Annotated in this window: 17 protein-coding genes; 6 read left to right on the top strand and 11 right to left on the bottom strand. The window is 43.4% G+C overall.

The window, feature by feature from the left end; all coding sequences use genetic code 11:
* Positions 1-139: 139 nt before the first annotated feature.
* Positions 140-7,480 carry a YadA-like family protein gene (locus WDM69_RS08600; protein ID WP_338755328.1) on the bottom strand — a complete coding sequence of 2,447 codons (7,341 nt, stop codon included), beginning with the start codon at positions 7,478-7,480 and terminating at the stop codon, positions 140-142.
* 510 nt (positions 7,481-7,990) lie between these two features.
* Between WDM69_RS08600 and WDM69_RS08595 the strand changes: the two genes are divergently transcribed.
* Positions 7,991-8,845 (top strand): thymidylate synthase, encoded by an 855-nt coding sequence (locus WDM69_RS08595; RefSeq protein WP_338755327.1) that lies wholly within the window; start codon positions 7,991-7,993, stop codon positions 8,843-8,845.
* 108 nt (positions 8,846-8,953) lie between these two features.
* Entirely contained in the window at positions 8,954-9,529 is a 576-nt protein-coding gene (locus WDM69_RS08590; RefSeq protein WP_338755326.1) for a dihydrofolate reductase, read from the top strand.
* Positions 9,530-9,580: 51 nt separating this feature from the next.
* Here WDM69_RS08590 and WDM69_RS08585 read toward each other — a convergent pair whose 3' ends face one another.
* The 6 genes from WDM69_RS08585 to WDM69_RS08560 form a co-directional block, all read right to left on the bottom strand.
* The gene (locus tag WDM69_RS08585) at positions 9,581-11,491 is read right to left on the bottom strand and encodes an aminopeptidase P family protein (protein WP_338755325.1); all 1,911 of its coding nucleotides are present in this window, start codon (positions 11,489-11,491) and stop codon (positions 9,581-9,583) included.
* Between the two features lie 150 nt (positions 11,492-11,641).
* Complete coding sequence (locus WDM69_RS08580) at positions 11,642-12,802, bottom strand: RNA-guided endonuclease TnpB family protein (RefSeq protein ID WP_338755324.1); 1,161 nt, start codon at positions 12,800-12,802, stop codon at positions 11,642-11,644.
* Positions 12,799-13,413, bottom strand: a complete 615-nt coding sequence (locus WDM69_RS08575) for an IS607 family transposase (protein WP_078306480.1) — start codon at positions 13,411-13,413, stop codon at positions 12,799-12,801. The genes WDM69_RS08580 and WDM69_RS08575 overlap by 4 nt, the downstream gene beginning before the upstream one ends.
* A gap of 106 nt (positions 13,414-13,519) precedes the next feature.
* A complete protein-coding gene (locus WDM69_RS08570) occupies positions 13,520-15,085 on the bottom strand; it encodes a peptide MFS transporter (RefSeq protein WP_078306479.1) in 1,566 nt (521 codons plus the stop codon).
* 342 nt (positions 15,086-15,427) lie between these two features.
* On the bottom strand, positions 15,428-16,171 hold the full coding sequence (locus WDM69_RS08565) for a dienelactone hydrolase family protein (protein ID WP_338755323.1): 744 nt from the start codon (positions 16,169-16,171) through the stop codon (positions 15,428-15,430).
* A 167-nt stretch (positions 16,172-16,338) separates the two neighbouring features.
* Positions 16,339-16,512, bottom strand: coding sequence for a transposase (locus WDM69_RS08560; protein ID WP_240494824.1), 174 nt, complete (start codon positions 16,510-16,512; stop codon positions 16,339-16,341).
* 362 nt (positions 16,513-16,874) lie between these two features.
* On the opposite strand from WDM69_RS08560, the gene WDM69_RS08555 reads away from it, so the two are divergent.
* The 4 genes from WDM69_RS08555 to WDM69_RS08540 all read left to right on the top strand — a co-directional run bounded on the left by WDM69_RS08555 (position 16,875) and on the right by WDM69_RS08540 (position 19,544).
* The gene (locus tag WDM69_RS08555) at positions 16,875-17,465 is read left to right on the top strand and encodes a YcgN family cysteine cluster protein (RefSeq protein WP_411350688.1); all 591 of its coding nucleotides are present in this window, start codon (positions 16,875-16,877) and stop codon (positions 17,463-17,465) included.
* 144 nt (positions 17,466-17,609) lie between these two features.
* Positions 17,610-18,545: a CBS domain-containing protein gene (locus WDM69_RS08550; protein ID WP_078306476.1), complete on the top strand. Its 936-nt coding sequence runs from the start codon at positions 17,610-17,612 to the stop codon at positions 18,543-18,545.
* Positions 18,546-18,754: 209 nt separating this feature from the next.
* Entirely contained in the window at positions 18,755-19,192 is a 438-nt protein-coding gene (locus WDM69_RS08545) for a transposase (RefSeq protein WP_338755322.1), read from the top strand.
* A complete protein-coding gene (locus WDM69_RS08540; protein ID WP_338755321.1) occupies positions 19,185-19,544 on the top strand; it encodes an RNA-guided endonuclease TnpB family protein in 360 nt (119 codons plus the stop codon). Before WDM69_RS08545 ends, WDM69_RS08540 begins: the two co-directional genes overlap by 8 nt.
* Before the next feature lie 147 nt (positions 19,545-19,691).
* Here WDM69_RS08540 and narI read toward each other — a convergent pair whose 3' ends face one another.
* The 4 genes from narI to WDM69_RS08520 all read right to left on the bottom strand — a co-directional run bounded on the left by narI (position 19,692) and on the right by WDM69_RS08520 (position 26,555).
* Positions 19,692-20,396: a respiratory nitrate reductase subunit gamma gene (gene narI / locus WDM69_RS08535; protein WP_078306475.1), complete on the bottom strand. Its 705-nt coding sequence runs from the start codon at positions 20,394-20,396 to the stop codon at positions 19,692-19,694.
* A gap of 2 nt (positions 20,397-20,398) precedes the next feature.
* On the bottom strand, positions 20,399-21,199 hold the full coding sequence (narJ, locus tag WDM69_RS08530; protein WP_064608242.1) for a nitrate reductase molybdenum cofactor assembly chaperone: 801 nt from the start codon (positions 21,197-21,199) through the stop codon (positions 20,399-20,401).
* Positions 21,200-22,738 carry a nitrate reductase subunit beta gene (gene narH / locus WDM69_RS08525; RefSeq protein ID WP_003657676.1) on the bottom strand — a complete coding sequence of 513 codons (1,539 nt, stop codon included), beginning with the start codon at positions 22,736-22,738 and terminating at the stop codon, positions 21,200-21,202.
* 61 nt (positions 22,739-22,799) lie between these two features.
* Entirely contained in the window at positions 22,800-26,555 is a 3,756-nt protein-coding gene (locus WDM69_RS08520) for a nitrate reductase subunit alpha (RefSeq protein ID WP_003657675.1), read from the bottom strand.
* Positions 26,556-26,731 lie beyond the last annotated feature (176 nt).

Here is a 26,731-nt window from a genome sequence, read left to right as displayed (position 1 = left end):
TACTGACCGTTAATCATATCTAAAAATCAAACAACAAAAAAGCAGTCAGCGTTCTGACTGCTTTTTGTTGGCATGTCTGATGCCTTAAAGACAAGCATCAGACACGTTGAGGCAGATTATTTAGAAGAAATCTCTAAAATTACCAGTGAAAACCTGCACCAACTGCCGCCCCTGCATTGCCTTGGGTGTCGGCTGAACCATTGATTTTAAATACCCATTGACCATTATCTGACAGCTTAGACAGTCCCACTGCCACCGCACCTTGACCGTTGTAGGTGGCAATGCCCCCTGTAACCATGGATCTGCCAGGAATGTAGGCTTGTGGCATGGACGCCATCGCCATCGCTGATGAAATCCCTGCATTGGCTTTGTTTTCGTTTTGGTGGATACGATGACCAAGCTCATTGGTTGCATTGGCAAGACCTTGGGTGGCTTTGTACAACTGGCTACCATTGACCGCATCGGTACTGGTGGCACTGACCTCACCTGCCGCCACATTTTGGATACGGCGTTCAGCCCCTGAGGCACCCACGGAGACCGCACCAACTGCCGTTTGTCCAGCAAAGCCTTTGACAGTGCCTGTTGCACCTGCTGTGGTGGTTGCACCTGCTGTACCGTCAGATTTTTTGGCTTGTGTGCCTGCTTGTGTGCCTGCACTGATGGCAGAGTTTGAACCTAAGGCAACCGAGTTACTTTCGGTCACGGTGATGTTATTCCCCACACCAAAGACATCGGTTTGAGTGGCATCGGTAAACTGGTTGTTATTACCCACACTGTAACTGTTATCAGCCTTAACAGTACTTGGGTCACCGATGGCACCAGAGTGCTTACCTGTTACCACATTGCCTGTACCGATGGCGATGGATTGATTGCCTGTGGCTTGTGCTTTATCACCGATGGCAATGGACTGGTTGCCTGCTTGGGTTTGTCTGCCCACGGCAACGGCGGCTTCACCATTTGCCTTGGCCTGATAACCGACCGCCGCTGAATACCTGCCAGAGGCGCTTGAATCAATGCTGTTACGCCCTTGTACCACAGGTTCTTGATTGCCATCGTTGACATGGAAGAAGCGAATGCCTTGCTCGTTCATTCTGTCAATGGCTTCTGCGGGGTTGTTGGTAATATAGTTAGTTTGGTCTTGGACGTTATAAGTAGTGAGCAGGGCTTTTTTACTGCCATCTTTTTGGGTTTTGACCCAAACATTGTTTAAATCACCGTTAGCCTTACCGTCTTTATCCACGCCCACTTGTACGCCACCATTGGCAAGTTTTTCGGTATTGTTATTGCCTTTACCACCAAGTACCGTGCCTGCTTTGATGGCAGGGCTGTTAGATGATGAGCTTGAGCCTGAATTTGGGTCTTTTTTGATGTCAGCAATGTTCACCTGACCATTGCCAGCGTTGCCACCACCAGAGTTGCCAAGACCCAACAAGCTGCGTACTTCGTTCAGCTGTTGCATGTTGGCAGCATCGGTGTCTTTTGTGCCTTTGCCCACATTGCTGATGACCTTACCGCCCATGTCCAGCCCATTGGCACTTAGCACAGGGGTATTTGCTTTTGCTTGACCGTTGCGGTCTACAAAAGACACACCTTTTTCATCAATTTTGGTGCCACCTGCGCTAACGCTGTTAAGATCTTTTAGGTCTTTGGCAAGTTTAAACTGTACACCATCTGGCTGTGAGACCACGCCAATGTTTTTGCCGTCGCTAAGGTTTTTATAATCAGCACCGCCTGTCATGGCAAAGGTGTCGCCCAAATTGACCTGACTGTGTACGCCATCATCTGATTTAAAGGTAAGGGGCGTGCTTGCCACCTGATGTAAATCATTGACGGTAACGGCGGCGTTTTTGGTTTTGTTATTGGAAGCGGCTTTTTCAAGTCCTTTGACAAAGGCGTTGTCTTCATTGATGCCATTGGCTGTATTTTCTCTCTCTTTGGTGATGACCGATTTGACATTCATTTGAGCCAATGTGCCATCTGGGGTTTGGGCTTGGGCAACCAGTTTGTCTTTGGCGACTTCTACTTTGGTGTTGCTGTTGCCATTGGCTTGATAGTACTTGTTATCGGTACTGTCATAGATGACTTTATTGCCATCAGCATCAACATAGCCTGCTGAGTTACCTGCTTGACTGGCCCCTTTGGCGGTTTGGATATCGCCAGCTAAGGTATTTAGATGGGTAACGATGTCTTTGGCTTTAATAAGGGCATCGCCATTATCTGAGCCAGCACCTTGATTACTTAGGGCAAATTTATTAGTACCTGTGCCATTACTGGTCAGTGTGGTGGTTTTTACGCCAATTTGTTTTTTACCATTTTGACCATCAATTAATGTTAAGGTTGTATTATCCACATTGACATCATAAGTGACTGTGTTGGTTTTGCTGGCTTCATCATAAGCTACCTTAGCGGTGGTGGCGTTGCCATTGGTAAAGTTGACGGTGTCATAAGTTGAGACAAAGTCAACCGCTGTACCATTACCTTGCAAGTTAAAGCCTGCATTTAGCACATCACCGATACTGGCGGCACGGGTTTTGTCTGCATCTTGTGCCAAGCCCTTGATTTCGCTGACATGCCCTGTGTTCGGATTGGTGGCATCGGTTAGGGTGTGAGTTAGCCCTGTGATGGTGTTTTGACCATTTTTGCTGTCAATCACAATTCCTTTGTTTTGACCTTGACCACCATTACCTACGGTCAATTTAGAGCTGGTTAGTCCTTTATTTTGATCAATGCCAAAAGTAACAGTACCATTTTTGTTGGTGGTAATGTTGATGCCATTATCCCCTTTGAGTTTTAAGGTGTTGACTTTATCTTGACCTACATTTTTACCAACGGTGATTTTATTATCATTGCTGGTTTCGCCTTCTTTTTCTACAGTAAAGGTCTGTAGGGCATTTGCGACATTGTTTAATGTGCTCTTATCTATATTTTTGAGCTTTTCAGCAATTTCTTTGTTTTGTTTTAGTGCCTCTGGATCTAGACCTTTTATCTGCTCAGCAATTTGTTTATGTTGTTTATAGCTGACGGCATCAGTATCATGTGTGCCATCGGCAATGTTGATGATTTTTTGATTGCCTGCATTGATGCCATTTTTGTCAATGATTACCTTATTGCCACCAGTATGATCACCTACGGTGAGTTTGGAGGTGGTTAAACCTTGGTTTTGGTCAATGCCAACTTTGACTTTACCTGTGGCTTTATCACTGCTAATTTTGATGCCATTTTCACCTGTAAAGGTAACTTTGTTAAATTGATTGGTGGCAGCTTTTTCATTTTTGCCAACGGTAAAGTTATTGGCATCTGTACCATCACTGACGGTAAAGGTTTGTAGAGCCTTGTTTGCTGTGTCTTCAGCTGATTTGGCAGATATGGCGGCGTTTTGGGCTTCCTCCGAAGAGGCTTTGGCTTCTTCCGCTGCTGTTTTGGCTTCAGCCTTGGCTGCCATACTTTGTGCTATGGCATTATCAGCTTTGCGTTTTGTTGTATCGATAGACTGGTCAAGTTCATTTAGGTATGTACTTAAGTCTTCAGCGGCAACAAAGCCTTTTTTATCCTCATTCCTAACCTCAAATCTATTCTTGACTTGGGCTCCACCAACGGAGTTGTTATTGACAGTTAACCTAACAGATTTGACTTTATCTTGTATCAGTTGGTTAACTTGTTTTTTATTGACCGCATCGGTGTCAGCTTGACCATCAGCAAGCTTAGTGATTTTCTGATTGCCTGCATCAATACCATTGTCTTTGGTAATCGCAACATCGCCAACTTTAAGCTGTTTTTGGTCAAGATAGGGTTTGCTTTCATCAAGCGAACCATCTTGTTTAGCAAAACCAACTTTCTCTTTGGTGATGTAAGTTGTGCCTGCAATTGCTGTGTTATTGCCATCAGTAAACTTCACGCCATCAATGCCATAGTGAGTTTTGGTATTGATGGTTGAGTTGGCTTTCTTGTTAAAGGTTAGACCACCACCCAATAGTTCAGAGGTACTGTTGCCACTGCCTGCTGTGATTTTATCGGTGGCGGTTAGGGTTTTGGTGTTAACCGCTTCAAGACCAGTTAAAGTTTTAGCAAGTTTGACGGTTAAGCCATTGGTACTATCAGCTACGACACCAATATTACCATCAGTTAGCTTACCAGTGTTAGCCTCACCACCTTTGACAGTTAAGGTATCCCCCAGTTTTTTAGTAACATGACTGCCTATATCCCCTGCAAAGGTCAGCGGTGATTGTGATAGTTCGTACAAATCTTTAACCGTGGCAGCAGAGTTTTGTTTATCAGTATTAGTTTTCCCTGCTTCTTCCAAACGAGTGATGAAGTTTTTCTGATTGTTGGCGCTGGGGTCAATGGCAGATTTCACCATTTTGATGGTTTGACCACCTGCATCAATGCCATCTTTGGTCAGATGTGGTTTGTTTTCATCAACTTGACCAGTACTATTTGCAAAGCCGATTTTATCTTTGGTGATGCGAGTTGTGCTTTCATTAGTATTTGCCATACCAGCGTTAACATTAGCAAATTTAATGCCATCAGCACCCACTTGGATTTGTTCGTCCATCTGCTGATTACTAACAGACAGGCTGCCATCTTTAAGAGAGGTTTTGCCAACGGTCAGACCTTTGGTGGTGTCAATACCAACCGTGATTTTTCTGTCAGTGGTATTAGACTTAACGGTGATACCATCGCTGCCTGCCAAGGTCATTTCGCTGTTGGTGCTGTCTAGCGTGATGCCATTATTGTTAGGTGCTGTATCATCACCAGCTTTAATGGTCAGTGTGCTGGTGGCAGAGCCTCCAGAGCCTCCTTTTGCGTTTTTGGCGGTATTAATCTCTTTGGCTAAGATATTTAGGTTCTCTTTGATGTCTTTGGCTTTGATAAGCGCATCGTCATCTTCAGATTTAACGCTAAAGTTAATCGGCGTTTGACCATTGGCATCTGTTTTGGTCAGTGTGGTGGTTTTTACGCTAAGCTGTTTATTACCATCATTACCTGTCAGATTGATGGTTTTATTGTCCACATTGACATTGTAAGTGACTTTATTGGTGTCTCCAGTATAAGTAACGTTGGCGGTGGTGCCATTGCCATTGACAAAGTCGATGGTGTCGTAAGCTGACACAAAATCAACTGATCTGCCATTATTTTTTAGGTTAAAGCCTGCGTTTAGCACATCTTTGACACTGGCAGCGTTGGATTTTTCTTGTTCTTTGGTGATTGTATTGCCTTGTTCTATGGTGTGTGTAGTACCTGTATTGATGATATCAATTAGTGTTGGTTTTACACCTGTGATGGTTTTATTACCTGCACTGATGCCGTCTTTGGTGATGGCAGGGGCATTCATGTCTTTTTGATTGCTACCTTTGCTTAAAAAGTGAATGCCATTTTCTTTGTCAATGCTTAATTTATTACCATTATCATTGGTATTGTTACCCACGGTTAATTTAGGGGTGGTTAGACCATTGCTTTGGTCAATACCAAAGGTAATCGTGCCGTTTTTATTGGTGGTAACATTGATGCCATTATCCCCTTTGAGTTTTAGGGTATTGACGTGACTGCCTTGTTTGTCTTTAGCAACGGTGATTTTATTCTCTTCTTCAGTTTCGCCTTCTTTTTCTACTTTAAAGGTTTGTAAGGCTTTATTTGCTATGTCTTCGACAGCTTGGGCAGATGTGGCGGCTTTTTTGGCTTCCTCCGAAGAGGTTTTGGCCTCTTCCGCTGCTTGTTCCGCTTTTGTCTTGGCTTCTGCGCTTTGGTCTACGGCACCTTTTGCTGTGGTTCTGGTTATATCGATAGATTGGTCAAGTTCATTTAGATACTTGCTTAAGTCTTCAGCGTTAACAAAGCCTTTTTTATCTTGACCTTCAGCTTCAAATCTGGGCTTAGGCATTGAGTTAGGATCATTGGGATCAGAACTGGAATTATCGTTGACGGTTAACTTAGTAGATTTGACTTTCTCGTCTATCAGGTCGCCAACCTGTTTTTTATTGACCGCATCGGTATCAGCTTGACCATCAGCAACCTTAGTGATTTTCTGATTGCCTGCATTGATGCCTGTGTTTGTGATGTGGGCTTTATCTGTATCAAGTCTGCCATCAGTTTGACTAAAGCCAATGCCACTGTTGGTGATACGCGTTGTTCCAGTTTTTGGGGTATTACTTTTATCAGTGAATCTTAATCCATCTGCTCCCAATAGTAGTTTTTCTTCTTGATTGTTTATGATGTTCAAACCACCGCTATTTAGAGTGCTATTCCCCACAGACAGATAGCCACTATTGCCCAGTTTGATGGTGTCACTTAAATCAAATTCAACTTTTTTACCCGTTCGGGTGATTTTGATGTTTTGATTTTGAGAGGGACCATCACCTGTTTTTTTACCAGCGAAGTCCACTTCGTCGTTGTTGTTGATTGTTTCTGAGTTACCACCATTGGCTTTGAGTTTCCATGTGCTGCTTTTCTTGGCGATTTCTTCCACCGCTTTTAGCTGTGCCACATTGACCGCATCGGTGTCGGCATTACCTGCACCGACATTGATGATTTTACGCTTGATACTGCTGCTACCTATGGACAATGCCCCTGTGGCGGTGGCTTTGTGGCTATCTATCGAACCACCTTGTGGTACATAGGCATCGGTGCTGTTGTTAGAGCTGGTAACTTCAGATCCAGCACCTAGGGCAATGCCTTTTTCGGCTTCTACTTTGGTATTTGCACCAAGGGCTAGGGCATCAGTCTTATTAGCCTCTGCACTTGAGCCAACAGCAACCGAAGATTCACCAGCGGCTTTAGAAGTGAGCCCCATTGCTAGAGAAAATGCCCCTTCAGCCTCTGCTCGTGTGCCAAGAGCATTGGAAAAATCCCCTGATGCCTTTGACATGGTACCGATCGCCATACTGGCATGTCCTAATGCTTGTGTGCGTTGGTACCCTGATTTTTGTTGAATTTCCTTTAACTTTGTATGCTTGTTGATGAGATTTTGGGTATTATCAGTAAGTGTACTAGCAGTACCTGAAACTGAATTTATATATAAGTCATCACTACCAATGGCAATCGAAGCATGACCTTGGGCAGTTACATCACCACCGATGGCAATGGATTCTTTACCTTTTGCCTTAGCACCTGAATTATCATCTTTTTTTTCACTGCTACCGATGGCGATGGATTGATCACCATCTGCAGTTGAATTTGCTCCAAGAGCGATGGATTTTTGACCATTTGCAGACGCAGAATTTTTTACTGGATACTTGGAATTGGTACCGCTACCCATACCACCAATGCTAATACTAGCATTAGCAGTATGAACGGTATTAAATATGGCAGCGATGGAGAGTATGGCAAGTGTTGCAACTCGAGTAAAGGAGACTGTACATAGGTTACCAACCTGCCCTGAAGTGCTGATATCCCCCCCCCCCCCTGTGTGGGATTTGGCATACTCTGCCACCGCCGTAAACGTACCTGTGGCTTTGTTAAAGACGACTTTATAGATGTGGTTCATAGAGAACTCCTAAATGGGCATGTTGCTAAGTTCTTAACCCATGTTAAAACAAGATAAAAGGTTGTTTTTGCACATTCATATGTATATATGTACAAATGAGTGGTAAAAAATGCAAAAATTATGCCTTTTTTGGCTTTTTGATGAATAAAAGACGATAAAAGTTGATAAAAACTGACAAAATGCAGAAAACATGCAGAAATGGTATGACAATTGCCAGCCAGCCACCCATTTGTTTGTCCATCGATGAACATTTATTGACAAAAATTAACAAATAGTCCATTCAATTTGTTGATTTTATGTTATTATTACAGTACAGTACAGTACAGGATATTGACAAATTATGACCATGTGTCATGCCTTTTTTTATGAGATGGGCTTGTGGGGACAAAAAATGTCATCATCATGGCATAAATGTGCCATAATCATCAGCTTTCATATGATGCTCATGCGATGCCATCAAATCAAAACATCACATAAAAAACGTCTGTCAATAAAAGAGTACCGTCTGTCATGAAAAAAAACGAACAAGCCTATCTTGACCTTATCCGCCATGTCAAAGACCACGGCACGCCAAAGAGCGACCGCACAGGTGTCGGCACGCTAAGCCACTTTGGGGCTCAGATGCGTTTTGATTTAAGCGATGGCTTTGCACTGTTGACCAGCAAAAAAGTGCATTTTAAATCGGTGGTCTATGAGTTGTTGTGGTTTTTACGGGGCGATACCCATGTGCGATATTTGCAAAATCATGGCGTGCGTATTTGGAACGAATGGGCAACCGCTGAGCAGACTGCCAAATTTAACCGAGCTGAAGGGGATTTGGGCCCCATTTATGGGCATCAATGGCGAAATTATGGGGCAAGTCAAGATGAGTATGGCAACCATCGTCAAGATGGCATCGACCAAATCACCGAGGTGATTAATGCCATTCGCCACACGCCAGATTCACGGCGTTTAATCGTCTCTGGTTGGAATCCCGCCGAAGCCACCCAAGTGGCGTTGCCACCTTGCCATACGTTGTTTCAATTTTTTGTGGCGAATGGTCGCTTGTCATGTCAGTTATATCAACGCTCAGCAGATTTGTTTTTGGGTGTGCCGTTTAACATCGCAAGCTATGCCTTACTGACCCACATGATTGCCCATGTGTGTGATTTAAAGGTGGGTGAATTTATTTGGACAGGGGGTGATTGTCATCTGTATGTCAATCACTTAGCACAAGTTGAAGAGCAATTAAGTCGCACGCCTTATGCCCCTCCCACTTTGACGCTTAACCCAAGCGTAACGGATATTTTTACCTTTGGTTATGATGACATTTACCTAACCAATTATCAATGCCACCCTGCCATTAAGGCGGTTGTGGCGGTGTGATGCGTGTTTGTTGCGTTTTTATCAAGACTTGGTTTTGTTTGTTTTGTTTTAGTGCCATTCAGATGACCGTTTAGATGTTTTTAAAAGACCATTTTTGAGAGACCACCCATGAGTTATGCCAATATCCAAGTTGCCCAAATTGTCGCCATCAGTCATGACCGCTGTATCGGTAAAGCCAATCAACTGCCATGGCATTTGCCTGCTGATTTAAAGCACTTTAAAGCCATCACAACCGAAAGCAAAGACAGCATCAATGACAGCATTAAAGGCATCGTCATCATGGGTCGTAAGACCTATGAATCCATTGGCAAGCCATTGCCAAAACGAATGAACTTTATCATCACCAGCCAAATGGATTATGCCAGCAAACACGGCTTGTCTGAGCGAGATGATGTGTGTGTGGTGCATCATCTTGACCATGCGTTGGCTCAGGCTGCCAGCCTTGCCCATGCCATCAAGCTTAGCACCATTTGGGTCATCGGTGGTGAGAAGATTTTTGGGCAAGCGATGACAGTGACCGACCGCATTGAGATTACCGAAGTGGATATGACGGTTGATGCTGGCGATGCGTTTTATCCTAAGTTGCCTGATGGGTTTGTGGCAGTGGCTCACTCTCAATGGCAAACCGACACAGACAGCAATCTTGCCTATCGGTTTGTCCGTTATGAAAAAGATGACGCCTAAAACCTAAAAAGACGTCAAACCGCTTTTTTATCAAATTAAAATTTCATGGCATCATATCGCTTGCGTTCTTTGCGTTAGCCATGCCAACGCATCGCCTTGCACCATCTCGTTCAGCTCATCAAAGACGGTTTTGTGATAATCATTCAGCCATGAGATTTCCTGTTCGGTTAATAACTGCTTATCCACCAAGCGAGTATCAATCGGGCATAACGTCAAGGTTTCAAAGCACAGATAGTCACCAAATTGATGCTCTTTTGGCTTGGCAACTGGCACATTGGCGACCAAGTTTTCAATGCGAATGCCCCATTGACCTTCTCGGTACAGTCCAGGCTCATTACTCGATATCATGCCTGCTTTCATGGCACGTTCAGCAGGGTTGCTGGCAGCATAAGCGATGACTTGTGGGCCTTCATGCACATTCAAAAAATAGCCCACACCATGCCCTGTGCCATGCCCATAATCCATCTGCTGTTGCCACATCGGTGCTCGGCAAATGGCATCAATCAAGGGGGACGCAATGCCATCAGGGAAGCATGCCACGGCCAGAGCAATATGGGCTTTTAACACCATGGTAAAATCACGTTTGTGCGCATCGCTGACCGTGCCAATGGGGACAACACGAGTGATGTCGGTCGTGCCATTTTGATATTGTCCGCCTGAATCAATCAACAGCAAGCCATTGCCATCAAGATAACTAAAATCATCTGGCAATGCTCGGTAATGTGGCAACGCCCCATTGGCATTAAAGCCTGCAATGGTGGCAAAACTTGGCGACACATAATTGGGTTGGCGACTTCTGGCATCAATCAACATGGTATCCACGTCCAATTCACTTAAGCGTTCACCATCAGCCAACCGCTTCTCAAATTGGGCAAAAAACTCACACAACGCCGCCCCATCTTGTCGCATGGCATCTTTGACATGAGCCAAGTCATCTTTGGATTTGACTGACTTAAGTAAGGTGCTGGGGGCTATTTGCTCAATGACCATCACCGCATCTGACAATGTCGATAACGTACCAACCGCCACTTTATTGGGGTCATACAACAAAGCATCACCATCACCGAGTAAGCCCAAATCTGCTTGTACCAAAGCATAATCCGCCACGGCAATGCCTGCTTGCTCTAAGTGGGCGACGATGGCAGGCGTGAGTTTATTGACATCGACATATAAGGTGGTAACCAGTTTGTTGGCATCATCGGCATTGGCATTGGCATTGTCATTGGTATTGCCATCTTGCACAATCAACAAATGTGCTAAAAACACAGGATTATATTCCACATCACTGCCACGCAAATTGGTCAGCCACGCAATGTCATCTAAAGCAGACAGCAAATGGTGGCTGGCGTGTTTGTCTTGTAGGTGTTTTTTGACTTGTGCCAGTTTGTCTTTTGCAGATGTGTCAACAAACTGAGCATCATGGGCATACAAAGGAGCGGTGGGCAGGGCAGGGCGGTCTTGCCATAGCGTTTGCCAAATGGGGGCAAGTAGGGCAGGGTCAGTGATAAGCTTGATGTCCTTGGTGGCAAAGGCTTGGGTGAGTTTGGTTTTTTCTGCCACTGACAGCATGTTACCGTCCACAGCCACTCGACTGCCTTTGGCTAAGTTTGTCAGCCAATCAATGTGATTGGGGGTGCTGGCAGTCAGCTTTTGTAGCTCAATGCCTGTGCCATTTAATTGATTGCCAGCTTGTACCCAATAGCGACTGTCTACCCAAAGCCCAGCAAAATCCGCCGTTACCACCAGCGTACCAACCGAGCCAGTAAAGCCAGACAGATATTGACGAAGTTGCCAATGCTCAGGCAAATATTCGGACAGATGTGGGTCAGCAGAAGGCACGATTAAAGCATCAATGCCCTGATTATCGCCCTGATTATCACCCTGTTTATCTTGAGTAAGCTGGGTGTTAAATTGGCGAAGTTGCTCTCGTAAAGCATGAATACGCTCAGCGATGTTTGGCATAAATTTTCTGTTCCTTAAAACCCATCTAAACCTACCCAAAGGCAAATTTAGCGTTTAATTTCTACTTCAACGTTGTTTGCCTTATTCATTTGAACTTGGACTTACATCAACTCCATAGACTAACACGGTAGAACCTACCGCTTGTTTATATTAAGATAAAGTTAGGACTTTATCCGCCTTGTTTAAAATGTTTAAACTTGCATTCACATCACGGTCATGACTTGCTTTACAATTTGGGCAAGTCCATAGACGTGTTGCCAACGTCAAGTTTTCTTTAGCCATCACAAAACCACAAGATGAACAGGTTTTACTGCTTGGATAAAATCTGTCCACTTCTTTAACAGTTTTGTGATGAATGTTGGCTTTGTAGATGAGTTGCCGCTTAAATTCATAAAAACCCAAATCGCTAACAGCACAGCTTAATTTGTGGTTTTTAATCATGCCTTTAACGTTAAGGTTTTCAAGGCAAATCACATCAAATTGTTTTACTAAGTTGGTTGTTAATTTGTGTAAAAAGTCTTTTCTAATGCAGCTGATTTTATAATGCAGCCGTGAGAGCTTGGTTTTCGCTTTTTCACGGTTGTTACTGCCTTTTTGTTTACGGCTAAGCGATTTACTTAGTTGTTGTAATTTTTTAAGGTTTGTTTTTAAAGGTTTGGGTGCCCCAATTTTTGTGCCGTCTGATAACGTGGCTAAATCGGTAATCCCTAAATCAATGCCAACACTTTTGTGTGTTTTGGCATTTAATTTTGGTGGATTGTCAATTTCCACACCAACCGATACAAACCATTTACTGCCTTTTTTAAAAATGGTGGCGTTTAAAATTTTTCCATTAAAACGCAAATTTTCTTTGAGCTTTACCCAACCTAAATTAGGAATTTTTATCTTTTTGCCAATCAATTTAAATTGGTCGTTGGTTAAGCTAAATTTGTCGTTTATGCCTTTTTTCCTAAACTGCGGATATTTGGCTCGCCCTTTAAAAAAGTTGTCAAAGGCTTTGCCCAGTTGAATTATGGCTTCTTGTGGACTGCATTTGGTTACTTTTGCCATAAAGGGAAATTGTTGCTTTTTTATGCTGTTAAGTTGTTTTCTAAGTTTAAATTGATTTGGGCTGTTCAGTTTGGTTTTGTCAGTTTCTATGCCGTTTGCTTGACATTCATCACGATAATTTTTATCCGCTTGGTATTGTTTTTGCCATTCGCTCAATGCCCAGTTATAGGCAAATCTGGCAACGCCACAAGCCTTTTTGAGATGGGTAGCTTGGGCGTTGTTAGGTTTTAGCTCAATGATGTGTCCACGAATACAGGTCATTCTAACATCGCCTTAATTGCTTCTAAGACTTTTTTGTTTTTCTTGCTTTGTGAGCCGTACAGTCTTTCGGAAAATACCGTGATGATTTCTAGCACATCTTGGGCTAATTCTTCTTCAAAGTATGGGTTTTCGCCTTGATTAATGATGACAACTTCCACATTCTTTTTTTCACATAAAGCGAAAATAAGCTCCGAGCCAAAACGCAATAGGCGGTCTTTGTGGGTTAAGACCAAACGTCCAATTTCGTCATTTAAAATGCCATCTAAAAGCAGGTTTAAGCCTTTTTTGTGGTAATTCATACCACTACCCAAATCACCCACGATTTCAAATTGCCAACCTTGATTGGCACAGTACAACTCCAATACACCAATCTGACGGTCTAAATCGTCCTTTTGGTCGTGGCTTGATACACGAGCGTAACCAACTGTTTTGCGTTTGAGCATGGGTAGATTGTGGTAAAAATTAGGGTGCAGTTTATTAATGTCATATCTGCGATGACCTTTGGGCGTGCGTTCAGCAACAAGAACACCTGTTTCGTCCCATCTCCGCAAAGTGGAGATGGACACGCCAAGTCGTTTTGATGCTTCATTGATACTAACTAATCTATTCATTTGAGAATTATTACATAGGTTTAGGTAGATTTCAATAAACAGTTAGTAACCCTAAGGCTCATTCCATCTGTGACTTATCTCATCTGCTATTTATTTTGCCTGCCATTTACTCCGCTTGCTTAAGTGTTTCTGAGTTCTTGAGCATTTTTTCGATGGGACGAGATAAGATTAACAGCATCACCGCACTCACCACCAAAAATATCGCCATGGTGGCAAATAAGTTGGGTAAGTCATTAATGGTATCAGCGGTGACATAGCCACCAAAAAACGCCGCCACCAGATTGCCCACCGCAATCGACGCAAAAAATAAGCCCATGATTTGCCCCTGCATTCGTTCAGGAGCAAGCTTGGTCATTGACGATAAGCCAACAGGGCTAAGTGCCAATTCACCCAGTGTCAATAGGAGCAAACTGCCCACCAGCCACATGGGCGATACCAATGTACCGGGTTGGTTCACCACATGGTTGGCTGCCACAATCATCAAGCCAAACCCTGCTGCTGCCAATAACATGCCCAAAGCAAATTTTGTCATACTGCTTGGTTCAAGCCCTTTATTTGCCAATTTGACCCAAATCACACTGACAACGGGGGCAAGCAATAAGATAAAAAATGGATTTAAAGATTGAAACCAGAGGCTTGGAATGTTAAAGCCCATCACATTCAAATCGGTATAACGGTCGGCAAATAAGTTAAAAGAAGTGGGCTGCTGCTCAAAGCTTGACCAAAATAAGGTCGAACCAATGATGAGTAAAAAACAAATCAACAAACGAACTTTTTCATTTTTGTTTAAACTTGGGCTAATAAAGCGATACAAAAAATACAAAACAATCGTTCCTGCAATCAGATAAGTCATGTATTCAGCAACCACTTGTGGATTAAATGGCATGATGCCCATCATAATTAACCCAACCACCACGGCAAGCACCGCCACCACCGCAAACACCCACCGCCCCACATTGGCAACCTGACCACTGGGGTACTCCCACACAGGAGTAATGTTATTTTCTTGAGCGTATTTTTTTAGGCTGGCACGTGCATAAAAGCGATACAACAATAAAGCCACCAACATGCCAAAACCACCGACCCCAAAGCCGACATGCCACATGCCTTGTTCTTTAAAAATCCCCACAATTAAAGACGCAAACAACGCCCCAATGTTAATGCCCATATAAAATAGCGTAAACCCAGCATCACGACGGCCATCACCGTCAGGATATAATGCCCCCACCATCACCGAAATACAGGTTTTAAACAACCCTGAACCGATGACAATGAACATCAACCCCAAAAAAAATACCGACGCACCCACCATGGCAGATAACGCAATGCACAAATGACCCAAGGCAATGATTAAACTGCCCCACCACAATGCCCGTTCTTGCCCAAGCCAGTTATCCGCAAGCCAACCACCTGGCACTGCCATTAAATACATTGCCCCAGCAAAAATACCATAAATGGCAGAAGCAGTAACATCATCAAAGCCAAACCCGCCACTTTGAATGGTTGCCACCATAAACAGCACCAACAAAGGACGAATGCTATAATAAGAAAAACGCTCCCACATCTCAGTAAAAAATAGCGGTTGTAAGGGTTTTGGGTGTCCCATAAAACCACTGTCTTTATGGGGCTTTATTGGCGTATCGCCTTCCAAGTGGTTGATATTTTGCGTCATACTGTGTATGTCCTTATTTAAATGTCATCTTTTAATGTAAAAAATCAAATATAAACAAATCCAATTAACTTGAGCCAAATTAAAAAAGCATTGTTTCACCAAATAGACGATTTGTAAATTATTTTTTTACATAACCAACAACACATTTAGCCAATAATCAGCAAAAATCAATAAGCAAAAAGCCCATTGACGGGCAATGGGCTTGGGTTATGAATTTATGGAGATGATGGGTCATCAGTTGGCTTGATGAATGATTTTGATAAGTTATTTTGATAAATTATTTTGATAAATTATTTTGATGAATGACTTTGATAAGTTACTTTGATAAGTTACTTTGATAAGTTATTTTGATAAGTTATTTTGTATAAAGTCAATCATCTTCTCCCAACTTTGTTTGGCAGCAGTTTCATGATAGCCCAAGTCCACATCATTTTCAGAAGCGCGTTTATCGGCGTTGGGATTGGTAAAGCCGTGTTTGGCGTTGTCATAGACGTCCACTTGATAACTCACATTGGCATTGTCCAGCTCTTGTTTTAATTTTTCAATGGCCTGCATCGACACCATGCTGTCATCACGCCCATGAGCCACCAACACGTTGGCATGAAACATGCCTTTTTGGGCAGGTTGTTTTGGGGTGGGGTTGCCATGAAAGGTAGCAACCGCTTTTAATGGCATGCCAACCCGTGCCATGTCTAGGACGATTTTGCCACCAAAGCAAAAGCCGATGGCCCCCAATCGATTCGCATCAACCGCCATTTGATCGCTAAAGTCAGTTAAAATTTGTTGGCAACGAGCCATCAGCTTGTCTTGGTCATCAAGCATCTGTGTCATCCATTCGTTGGCTTGAATGGCATCGGTGGTCAGTTTGCCTTCGCCGTACACGTCCATTGCCACCGCAGCAAAGCCTGCTTGGGCAAGGCGTTCGGTGACTTGTTTGGGGTGTTCAACCACTCCCCACCATTCTGGAGCAACCAAGATACCAGCAACAGGATTGTCTTCACTGGCAGAGTCAGGCAACGCCACATAACTGATAAGCTCAATGCCTTGTTTTGTGGTGCTATGTAGTTGGTAAGTTTTGATGCTCATGGTGCTTCCTTATTGCCATACTCCCACCACCATTGCCATACTCCCACCACCAAACCTAGCGGTTATGGTAGGGGAATCTTTGCGACCCATAACAATCCCAACCTAGATTGAATTGTTACCTTTCGCCAGCACACTTACGCTGATAAGTATTATACTGGGGGAACTCTTTACACAGTAGCAAATCCTGCTACATCAGCTAATGCCTGCTTTTTATGGTTCTTTACCATGTTTTTTACATCTAAATCTTCAATCACATAACTGGTAGCTTGGTTTTCGCAAATCAGTTTATGCGTGACTTTATGGTGTAATTTTAAGCGCTGGTTGCGTACTTTTTCATGAATACAAGCAACAGCTAACTTTTTGAAATATGGGTATAATTTAGCATTATTTTTATTTAAGTGTCAACCTAAATCAAAGATTATGGGTGGAGAATGACGCACGATGAGTTAAAATGTTGTGAAAAAAAAACGTTGTTAACAAAGGTGTTGCGAAAAAAAATAAATGACAACAGTTAAAGCCAACCTTTGCTTTATAAGCATACCATAACAAAATTTGCCACCGCACAACAGAACAAACGTGTTAAACTTCGTCATTTTCTTAGATGGTCGATAGACTAGGCTGACAGATTATTGATAAATTTCTGGTAAAAGTCTGACAAATAAACATTGATAAATAGACATTGACAAATAAACAAATAACAAACATGAAGCAAGCTGATACCACATTTACCACATTGCAACCCACATCACAACTTAAATTACAATCAGACACCATTGTTAAAACCACGGCTCAAGCAACGGCTCAACTTACCAATCAGTCTCAGTCAATCTTACGCCCTAATTTTTGGCAACACTTTCCCCTTAACGAGTTGACTGATGCCGAATGGGAAGCTTTATGTGATGGCTGTGGTGTGTGCTGTTTGGTGAAGTTTTTGGACGATGACACACCTGCCCACTTGGTTGAATACACAGATGTGGCGTGTCAGTTGCTTGATTGCCAAACAGGTCATTGTCAAGATTATGCCAACCGTCAGGCCAAAGTACCTGATTGCATTCAACTGACGGTAACCGATTTGCCAAAGATGTTGTGGCTACCAGACAGCTGTGCTTATAAGCGTCTGTATCGTAGTCAGTCATTACCAAATTGGCACCCACTAATCACTCAAGACAAGGTGAAATCTGCCATTTTGATGAAGCAGGCAAATATTGGAGCGGCTGGTCGTTGTGTGCCAGAACCAAGCGTATCGCAAGAGCAGATTGAAGAGCGGGTGGTGCATTGGGTGCAAGTGAGCTGATGGGGTGCAAATTGGTCATTGCTCAACTCAAATGGTCATTAATGGTCATTGCTTAAAAAATCAAAAAAAGCCTATTGATTGTATGGGTGGCATCGGATAAAGTGAGACAACTTTTGGTAATGATGCGAGGTTAACACACCCCCCATGTCTGACGACAGTTCCCATTTTAGTACTTCTTCTGGCTGGTCACGAGGTCTAAAACGCTGGTTGTCCGCCGCTCCTGAAACTCGTGATGAACTCATTGACATTGTTCATGATTCTCGCCAATTTTTGCAACCTGATACGGTTGACATGCTTGAGGGCGTGTTGGATTTGCCCGCCACACAAATTCGTGAAATCATGACCCCACGGCCTAACGTGGTTGGTTTACATGAATTAGATGGTCTTGAAGACATCATGGCGGTGTTTTTAGAATCTGCTCATTCACGTTATCCTGTTTTTGACAGTCAAGATGGTGATGCGGTCATTGGCATTTTGCTTGCCAAAGATTTATTGCCACTGTTGATGGCGACCATTAAAGCCGACAAAGCTGATAAGGCTGACAAAGCCAATAAAGGCAACGATGACAACACTGCCAGTACTGCCAACGCTCAATCACGCACTTTTCGCATCAGAGATTTGGTCAGACAGCCTTTGTACATTAACGAAAATGCCCGCTCTGATACCTTGCTACGCTTACTACAAAAAACTCAAGTGCATATGGCAGTGGTGGTGGACGACTTTGGTAACTTTGCTGGCGTGGTTACCATGGAAGATTTGCTTGAAGAAATTGTCGGTGACATCGTTGATGAGCATGATGATTTAGACGAAGACAGTAACATTAACAACATCGTACCCCATGCCAGTATGCCAAATGTTTGGATAGTACAAGCATCTACATTGATTGAAAGTTGTAATGAAGCGTTGGGCGCGGCATTTGATGACAGTGAAGTGGATACCATGGGCGGTTTGGTGATGCAAAAGCTGGGCAGTGTTGGTGATTTATCTGGAGAAAGTGTGGACATTGACGGTTGGCAATTAACCGTTTTGCAAGTAGAAGGGCGGTTTATTCACACTCTTGAGCTGAAAAAAATGCCCTAAATGAATGCTCTAATACTGATGCTTTAATAAACAATAAAATCAGTTTTAACTCATCCTGCGTAATTCTCCACCCATAATCTTTGATTTAGGTGGAGATGTAAGCACAAGCGACCCAAGCAGGGCGTTCTTGTTTTTCGATATATTGTCTAAATTGACACTAAATAAAAATAATCCTAAATCATACCCATATTTCAATCAGCTAACAAGCCATGCTAATCAAAAAGCATTTTGGCTATAATCGGTTTGTATTCAACTTGACGTTGGCATTGCAACAACGCTACTATGCCATGTTTGGCAAATCTTTATCACGAACCAAAATCCAAAGCCAGTTGGTTAAGAAAAAGAAAACAGGCAAGTTTGCATGGCTAAATGAAGTCAATAGCCAATCGTTACTTAATGCCCTGCTCAATGTACATACCGCTTTTACCAATTTCTTCAAAAGTCGTGCCAAGTTTCCACGCTTTAAATCTAAAAAAATCCCACAGCGAAGTTATCAATGCCCTCAGCACTGCACAGCAAACTTTGAACAAGGCATCATCAACCTACCCAAAATCAAAGGCATCAAAACCGTATTTAGCCGTGAATTTGTTGGCAATATCAAAACAGTTACCATCTCTAAGACAGCCACAAGCAAATACCATGCATAAACTGATTTGCGAAAACCAAGCTACCAGTTATGCACTTGAAGATTTAGGTGTAAAAAACATGGTAAAGAACCATAAACTTGCCAAAGCGATTCATGATGTCGGTTGGGGGCAGTTTGTTACCCTACTTACTTACAAGGCGAATTGGTATGGTAAGAATATCCTAAAGGTAAATCGGTTCTTTGCCAGTAGTAAAATTTGTTCGCATTGTCATTACAAATTAGACAGTCTGCCGTTGTCAGTCAGAAATTGGGCGTGTCCTGGCTGTCAAACACAGCATGACCGTGATGTCAATGCATCAAGTAATATACGAAAGCAGGCGTTAGCTGATGTGGCAGGACTTGCTACTGTGTAAAGAGTTCCCTCATGCCGATACTATTCAGCGATGGTGGCATGACGAAAGGTAATAACTCAATCTAAGCTTAGGTTGTTATGGGTCGCAAAGACTCCCCCACCATAACTGATGAGTTTGGTGGTGGGGTATGTCAAGGGTGCTGATAGATTATTGAGCCGTTTTTTGGCGGACAATTTGATAACGCCTGCCAAGATACCAAATTGGGGCAGAAATGATATGGATTAAGCGAGTAAATGGCACAAGTAAGATTAAGGTTGTGCCTAAAAACATGTGCATTTTATAAATCAGTCCAGCATCTTCGACCAATGAAGCGGCATAGACTGGGCGTAATATCGCCAAGTTTTGTGCCCACCCTGCCAAGCTTAACATCAATGCACCATCACGATGCGTTGGATATGACCAAATGGTTGCAAGTCCCATGACCAATTGAAGCAAAATAATTAACAGTAACATCTTATCGCTAAAAGTTGATGTGTGGCTGATGCGTGGGTTGGTAAAGCGTCGCCAAATCAACATGATAAGCCCAATTAAGCACATTATCCCTGCAATGCCACCAACAATCACTGCCATCAGTTGTTTTTGTGGTGCGGTGATGATGCGTTCATAAATAAAATGGGGGGTAAACATGCCAAAAAAATGCCCAAGCAATACGACAATGATGCCAATATGAAATAAATTGCTTGCCAATCGCATGCCTTTATCTGACAACATTTGACTTGAGCCTGCACGCCATGTGTATTGAGACAAGTCAAATCTTGCCCAACAACCAAAGATGCACACTGTCAAGGCGATGTAGGGATAAATGCCAAATAAAAAGACATGTAACCAATCTTCTGGGTTTGTTGTGTTCATAATCAGACTCCTTGTGTGGTGGCTTTGGCGGATTGGTTGAAGTCAACCCAATGCACAGGAACTTCGGCTTGGCGTTGAGCTTGTTCACCTTGTAGGTTTGCGATACGCTGTTTGGTTTGGTTTGATGGGCAGTTTTGTTGTTCTGCTCCCAAAAAATCCACCATTTCTTCTTCCCATGCTTTGTCAATCGCTTCGGTGGTGTCATCAGCAGGTTGGTTGTCTTTGTGCATTTTGGCAAGCTCTTGGTCAATGACACTCAGTGGTTCGCCTGCGATTTGCAACAATGCTTTAAATAGACCAACATAGTGGCTGTTTTTGTCCATTAAGCGAGCTGCCAATAAGGTAACAATGTGGCTAATGTTGGCAATTTCTTCACGAATCTGCATCTCATCATGGTTGATGGTGGCTTGGTGGGATAAAAATTCCAAATACATCGGCAGATAGTCAGGCAATTCTTTTGCGTTAATCTCAAATCCAGCCATTTCATATTGAGCCATTAAATCCACCATGGCTTGCCCACGGTCTCGACTTTCGCCATGAACATGTTCAAATAGCCATAAAGATAAGGAACGACCTCGCTCAAATAGGCTGTCATATTTGGCTTGTGCTTCTAGCTCACCGAGTGCAGCCATCTGGTCAATTAAGGTGGCGATGTCTTGTCGCACCTCAGGGCTGATAAGACGGCTTTGCATGACAAGCTGTTTGCATTGGTCTAAGTTATCATCAATAAACAGTTCGTGTTCAGGGTAATCCATGAGCAAGCTGATGACTTTAAGCAGTTTCATGTCTGTGGCAGATGTCATTTATAGCTCCCATGTTTGTACGGTTTTGATAAAATCACGCTTGTTATTTTTCTTTTGTCCAAACATGTGGGTGTCATTACCTCCTGTACAACCATTGCCAAAGGTAAAGCCACAACCATTGCGTTCAGCAAACGCATCGCTTAGGGCTTCTTCACGATGGGCGGTTGGGATAACAAAACGGTCTTCATAGTTGGCAATGGCAAGATAGCGATACATGTCCTCCACTTGGGCAACGCTTAAGCCAACAGCGTCTAACACCTCTTGGGCATCTTGTTTTTCAACCAGTTGCAGGCGTTTATAGCTTCGCATGGCAAGCAGGCGTTTTAATGCCAAGCGTACAGGCTCTTCATCGCCTGCGGTGAGCATGTTGGCAAGGTATTTTAAAGGAATGCGTAAACTGTCCACATCTGGAATCAGTCCGTCCATGCCCACTTTGCCTGCTTCGGCAGCGTTTTGAATGGGTGATAATGGTGGCACATACCACACCATAGGCAAGGTACGGTATTCTGGGTGCAAGGGCAGAGCAAGCTTCCAATCGACTGCCAGTTTATAGACAGGGGATTTTTGAGCAGATTCGATGACGCTCATTGGCACGCCGTCTTGTAAGGCTTGTTTGATGACTTTGGGGTCATGTGGGTCTAAGAAAATATCAAGTTGTGCTTGGTATAAATCTTGTTCGTTTGATAGGCTGGCAACTTCGTGGATTTTGTCTGCATCATACAATAATACACCAAGGTAGCGAATGCGACCGACGCAAGTTTCAGAGCAAATGGTGGGCATGCCTGCTTCAATACGGGGGTAACAGAAGATACATTTTTCTGATTTGCCCGATTTCCAGTTGTAATAGATTTTTTTGTAAGGGCAGCCTGAGATGCACATACGCCAGCCACGGCATTTGTCTTGGTCAATCAGCACGATGCCATCTTCTTCACGCTTATAAATTGCCCCACTTGGACAAGATGCCACGCAAGTTGGGTTTAGACAATGCTCACATAGGCGTGGCAAATACATCATAAAGGTGTTTTCATATTGCCCATAGATGTCAGCTTGTATGTCATCAAAATTCTTATCACGGCGACGCTTGGCAAACTCTGACCCAAGAATCTCTTCCCAATTTGGCCCCCATTCAATTTTTTGTATGCGTTTGCCTGTAATTAAGGAGCGAGGGCGTGCAATGGGCTGATGTTCACCAATTGGGGCGGTATGCAGATGTTGGTAGTCAAAGTCAAATGGTTCATAATAGTCATCTATCATGGGCAAATCTGGGTTGGCAAAAATATTGGCAAGCACTCTAAATTTACCCCCAATTTTGGGATTAATTGAGCCATCTGCATTGCGTATCCAACCACCTTTCCATTTACCTTGGTTTTCCCATTCTTTTGGATAACCGATACCGGGTTTGGATTCCACATTGTTAAACCATGCGTATTCCATACCTTCTCGGCTGGTCCAAACATTTTTACAAGTGACTGAGCAGGTATGGCAACCGATACATTTATCAAGGTTTAACACCATGCCAACTTGTGAGCGAATTTTCATTTTAATTTTCCTTGACCTAGCGACAGCTTAGTAAAATGTGTCATGATATGTTGTAAAATCATCAGTCCAAAGTGGTGGGTAATGGGCGTGGCAATTCATCATCAGCCTTGCCCTCTAGCCAGTCAATATTTGCCATTTTACGCACCACAACAAATTCATCACGGTTACAACCAACCGTACCATAGTAGTTAAAGCCATAAGAGAATTGGGCATAACCACCAATCATGTGAGTGGGCTTTAAGATGGTGCGGGTAACCGAGTTATGAATACCACCACGAGTACCTGAGTTTTCAGAACCTGGGATATTCACCAGTTTTTCTTGAGCATGGTACATCATGGTCATGCCTTCTTTGACTCGCTGACTGACCACCGCACGGGCGGTGATTGCCCCGTTGGCATTAAAGACTTCAATCCAATCATTATCTTCAATGCCTGCTTTTTGGGCATCAATCTCACTTATCCAAACAATTGGACCACCACGACTTAAGGTAAGCATCAATAGGTTTTCTGAATAGGTGCTGTGAATGCCCCATTTTTGGTGTGGTGTTAAGAAATTAAGCACAATTTCTTTGTTGCCATTGGATTGATATTTTTTAAATGCTTGGGTGGTTTTGGTGTCAATTGGCGGACGGTATTGTTGCATTTGTTCGCCAAAGGCTTGTATCCAAGGGTGCTCAACATAAAATTGCTGACGGCCTGTGATTGTCCGCCATGGAATCAGTTCATGCACATTGGTGTAGCCTGCGTTGTAGCTGACTTTGTCAGATTCAAGCCCTGACCATGTGGGACTTGAAATGATTTTTCTGGGTTGGGCAACAATGTCATTAAAGCGGATTTTTTCATGCTCACTGGCTTTTGCCAAATGAGTGTGGTCTCGTCCTGTTTTTTTGGATAATTCTGCCCATGCTTTAACCGCAACATGACCGTTGGTTTCTGGGGCAAGCATCAGTACGGTTTCAATGGCATTGACGACACTGCTCATATTGGGGCGTGTGTTGGCGACGCTGTCATCATGAATGCGATAATTTAACTGCCCCAATTGTTGCACTTCTTCTTTGGTGTCCCAGTCAATGCCTTTAGAGTTATTACCAAGCTTGTCCATTAAAGGACCAAGAGAAGTGAACTTGGCATAGGTGCTGGGATAATCTCGTTCCACGACTTTGATGAGTGGGCAATTAATGCCGGGTATGGGTTTTTCACCTGCACTTTTCCAATCTGTGCCACCAAAGGGTTGAGCCAATTCATCGGCACTGTCATGTTGCATGGGTAAGGTAACCACATCGGTTTGTGTTCCCAAATGCCCAACACAAAGGCGAGAGAACGCCTTAGCGATGTATTTATAAATTTCCCAGTCAGTTTTTGCTTCCCACGCAGGGTCAGTGGCGGCAGTGAATGGGTGGATAAATGGGTGCATGTCTGATGTGTTGATGTCTTCTTTTTCGTACCATGTGGCGGTGGGCAGTACAATGTCAGAATACAAACATGTGCTGGACATTCTAAAGTCTAAGGTGGTTACCAAATCAATTTTACCCGTTGGGGCATTTTCAACAAAGTCAATTTCGTTGGGTTTAAAGCCAGTTTGTACCGTTTCATCACCCAATAAGCCATTTTTTGTCCCTAACAAGTATTTGAGCATGTACTCATGCCCTTTGCCTGATGAACCCAGTAAGTTTGATCGCCAGATAAACATATTGCGTGGGAAATTTTGTGGATTGTCGGGTTGTTCGGCAGCAAAACGCAATGACCCATTGTGCAGACTTTCAACCACATAATCTTGAACACTCATGCCTTTGGCTTTTGCTTGGGGGGCAATGGTCAGTGGATTTTGGTTTAATTGGGGGGCAGATGGCAACCAACCTGCCCGCTCAGCTTTAATGTTGTAATCGAGCATATGCTCTGGAAATTGCGATTTATTGGCATGAGATGAAAGCAATTCATGGGCAGAGACAGTTTCATGTCGCCATTGGCTTGAGTGATTGTAAAAAAAGCTTGTGCCATTCATGTGGCGTGGTGGTCTGTGCCAATCCAACCCAAACGCAACAGGTGCCCAACCAGATTGTGGTCTGAGCTTTTCTTGACCCACATAGTGAGCCCAGCCACCCCCTGATTTGCCAATACAGCCACAGAGCATCAGCATATTAATCACACCACGATAATTCATGTCAAGATGATACCAGTGGTTCATGCCTGCTCCGATGATGACCATGGATTTGCCTTGAGTTTTGTGGGCATTTTCGGCAAATTCACGGGCGATTTGAATCACCTTTTCACGACTGACACCAGTGATTTTTTCTTGCCAAGCAGGCGTACCTGCGATGTTGGCATCATTGTAATCATCGGTGACATTTTGACCACCATGCCCATTATCAACCCCCAAATTGGCAACCATCAAATCAAAAACGGTGGCGACTTTGGCGGTTTGTCCATTGGCAAGACTGATGGTATGGCAAGGAATGTTTTTATACTGAATGGCATCACCAGCAGCAGCGGTAAAATAGGGGTGTTCATCACCACCAAAATAGTCCAAACCAACGCTTGCCGTCTCACCAGAACCTTTTAATGACAAAGTCAAATCCACGTCGCCATTATGTTGACCTTCTTTATTTTCCAAATTCCAACGCCCTGTTTCACCCCAGCGATAACCGATTGAGCCATAAGGTGAAACAAGCTCACCATTTTGGTTCATGGCGATGGTTTTCCATTCAGGATTATTTTCTTGACCTAAATTGTCAATTAAGTCAGATGCACGCAAAAAACGCCCTGCTTTAAACTTATCATCTTTTTCTTCAAGCACCACCAACATGGGTAAATCCGTGTAGCGTTTGGCATAGTCTTGGAAGTAATCACTTTGAGATTTCAGATAAAACTCTTTGATGATGACATGGCAAAATGCTTGAGCCAAGGCGGCATCTGTGCCTTGTTTTGGGTTCAGCCATAGGTCACAAAGTTTGGCAATTTCGGCATAATCTGGGGTAATGGCAACCGTTTTTGTGCCTTTATAACGCACCTCGGTAAAAAAGTGAGCGTCAGGCGTACGGGTTTGTGGCACATTTGAGCCCCACGCAATGATATAATCAGAATTGTACCAATCAGCAGATTCAGCAACATCGGTCTGCTCACCCCAAACCATGGGAGAAGCTGGCGGCAGGTCGCAATACCAATCATAAAACGATAAGCATGCACCGCCTATGAGCGATAAATATCTTGACCCTGACGCATAACTGAGCATGGACATCGCAGGAATGGGTGAAAAACCAATGATGCGGTCAGGGCCAAAGGTCTTGGCGGTGTAAACATTGGCTGCTGCAATGATTTCTGCACACTCTTGCCAAGATGAGCGTACAAAACCACCCAAGCCTCGTTTTGACTTGTATTCAGCAGATTTGGTAGGATTTTCAACAATGCTTGCCCATGCCAAAACAGGGTCGGTATGTTTGGCTTTGGCTTCACGCCATAATTTTAATAATGGTTTACGCACTTTTGGGTATTTTAAGCGGTTGGCAGAATACATATACCAGCTATAGCTTGCCCCACGAGGACAGCCACGAGGCTCATGGTTGGGCAAATCTGGGCGAGTGCGAGGATAGTCCGTCTGTTGTGTCTCCCAAGTTACCAGACCATTTTTGACATAGATTTTCCAAGAGCATGAACCTGTGCAGTTCACCCCATGTGTAGAACGCACCACTTTGTCATATGACCAGCGTGCCCGATAACTGTTTTCCCATTCACGGTTTTCATGGCGAGTCTCACCGTGGCTGTTGGCAAATTCACCTTGTTTTCTTTTAAAAAATCGCAGTTGGTCGAGTAAATGGCTCATGAATTTATCCTTAATTGGTCGATACCACAGTTGATGGTTAAAGTGAGTTGATGGCTAAAATAAGTCAATGAATAAAAATAAGGTTGATGGTTAAAAAGCCTGATGATGACCATCTAGTGTAAAGACAGCTAAGAAATGATGCTATTGTCATAATGGGCAGAGTGTCTACCCATTTA

The organism is Lwoffella lincolnii (assembly GCF_037201985.1).
GTDB lineage: Bacteria > Pseudomonadota > Gammaproteobacteria > Pseudomonadales > Moraxellaceae > Psychrobacter > Psychrobacter lincolnii.
Note: the sequence above shows the minus strand (reverse complement) of the source record. Positions and strands in the feature narration are given on the sequence as shown.

Excerpts from the sequence above, each read along its gene's own strand:
- WDM69_RS08550 (WP_078306476.1), top strand. The coding sequence starts at position 17,610 with ATGTCTGACGACAGTTCCCATTTTAGTACTTCTTCTGGCTGGTCACGA.
- narI (WP_078306475.1), bottom strand. The coding sequence starts at position 20,396 with ATGAACACAACAAACCCAGAAGATTGGTTACATGTCTTTTTATTTGGC.
- WDM69_RS08600 (WP_338755328.1), bottom strand. The coding sequence starts at position 7,480 with ATGAACCACATCTATAAAGTCGTCTTTAACAAAGCCACAGGTACGTTT.
- WDM69_RS08590 (WP_338755326.1), top strand. The coding sequence starts at position 8,954 with ATGAGTTATGCCAATATCCAAGTTGCCCAAATTGTCGCCATCAGTCAT.
- WDM69_RS08555 (WP_411350688.1), top strand. The coding sequence starts at position 16,875 with ATGAAGCAAGCTGATACCACATTTACCACATTGCAACCCACATCACAA.
- WDM69_RS08580 (WP_338755324.1), bottom strand. The coding sequence starts at position 12,802 with ATGACCTGTATTCGTGGACACATCATTGAGCTAAAACCTAACAACGCC.
- WDM69_RS08595 (WP_338755327.1), top strand. The coding sequence starts at position 7,991 with ATGAAAAAAAACGAACAAGCCTATCTTGACCTTATCCGCCATGTCAAA.
- WDM69_RS08520 (WP_003657675.1), bottom strand. The coding sequence starts at position 26,555 with ATGAGCCATTTACTCGACCAACTGCGATTTTTTAAAAGAAAACAAGGT.
- WDM69_RS08575 (WP_078306480.1), bottom strand. The coding sequence starts at position 13,413 with ATGAATAGATTAGTTAGTATCAATGAAGCATCAAAACGACTTGGCGTG.
- narJ (WP_064608242.1), bottom strand. The coding sequence starts at position 21,199 with ATGACATCTGCCACAGACATGAAACTGCTTAAAGTCATCAGCTTGCTC.
- WDM69_RS08585 (WP_338755325.1), bottom strand. The coding sequence starts at position 11,491 with ATGCCAAACATCGCTGAGCGTATTCATGCTTTACGAGAGCAACTTCGC.
- WDM69_RS08565 (WP_338755323.1), bottom strand. The coding sequence starts at position 16,171 with ATGAGCATCAAAACTTACCAACTACATAGCACCACAAAACAAGGCATT.
- WDM69_RS08545 (WP_338755322.1), top strand. The coding sequence starts at position 18,755 with ATGCTAATCAAAAAGCATTTTGGCTATAATCGGTTTGTATTCAACTTG.
- narH (WP_003657676.1), bottom strand. The coding sequence starts at position 22,738 with ATGAAAATTCGCTCACAAGTTGGCATGGTGTTAAACCTTGATAAATGT.
- WDM69_RS08570 (WP_078306479.1), bottom strand. The coding sequence starts at position 15,085 with ATGACGCAAAATATCAACCACTTGGAAGGCGATACGCCAATAAAGCCC.
- WDM69_RS08540 (WP_338755321.1), top strand. The coding sequence starts at position 19,185 with ATGCATAAACTGATTTGCGAAAACCAAGCTACCAGTTATGCACTTGAA.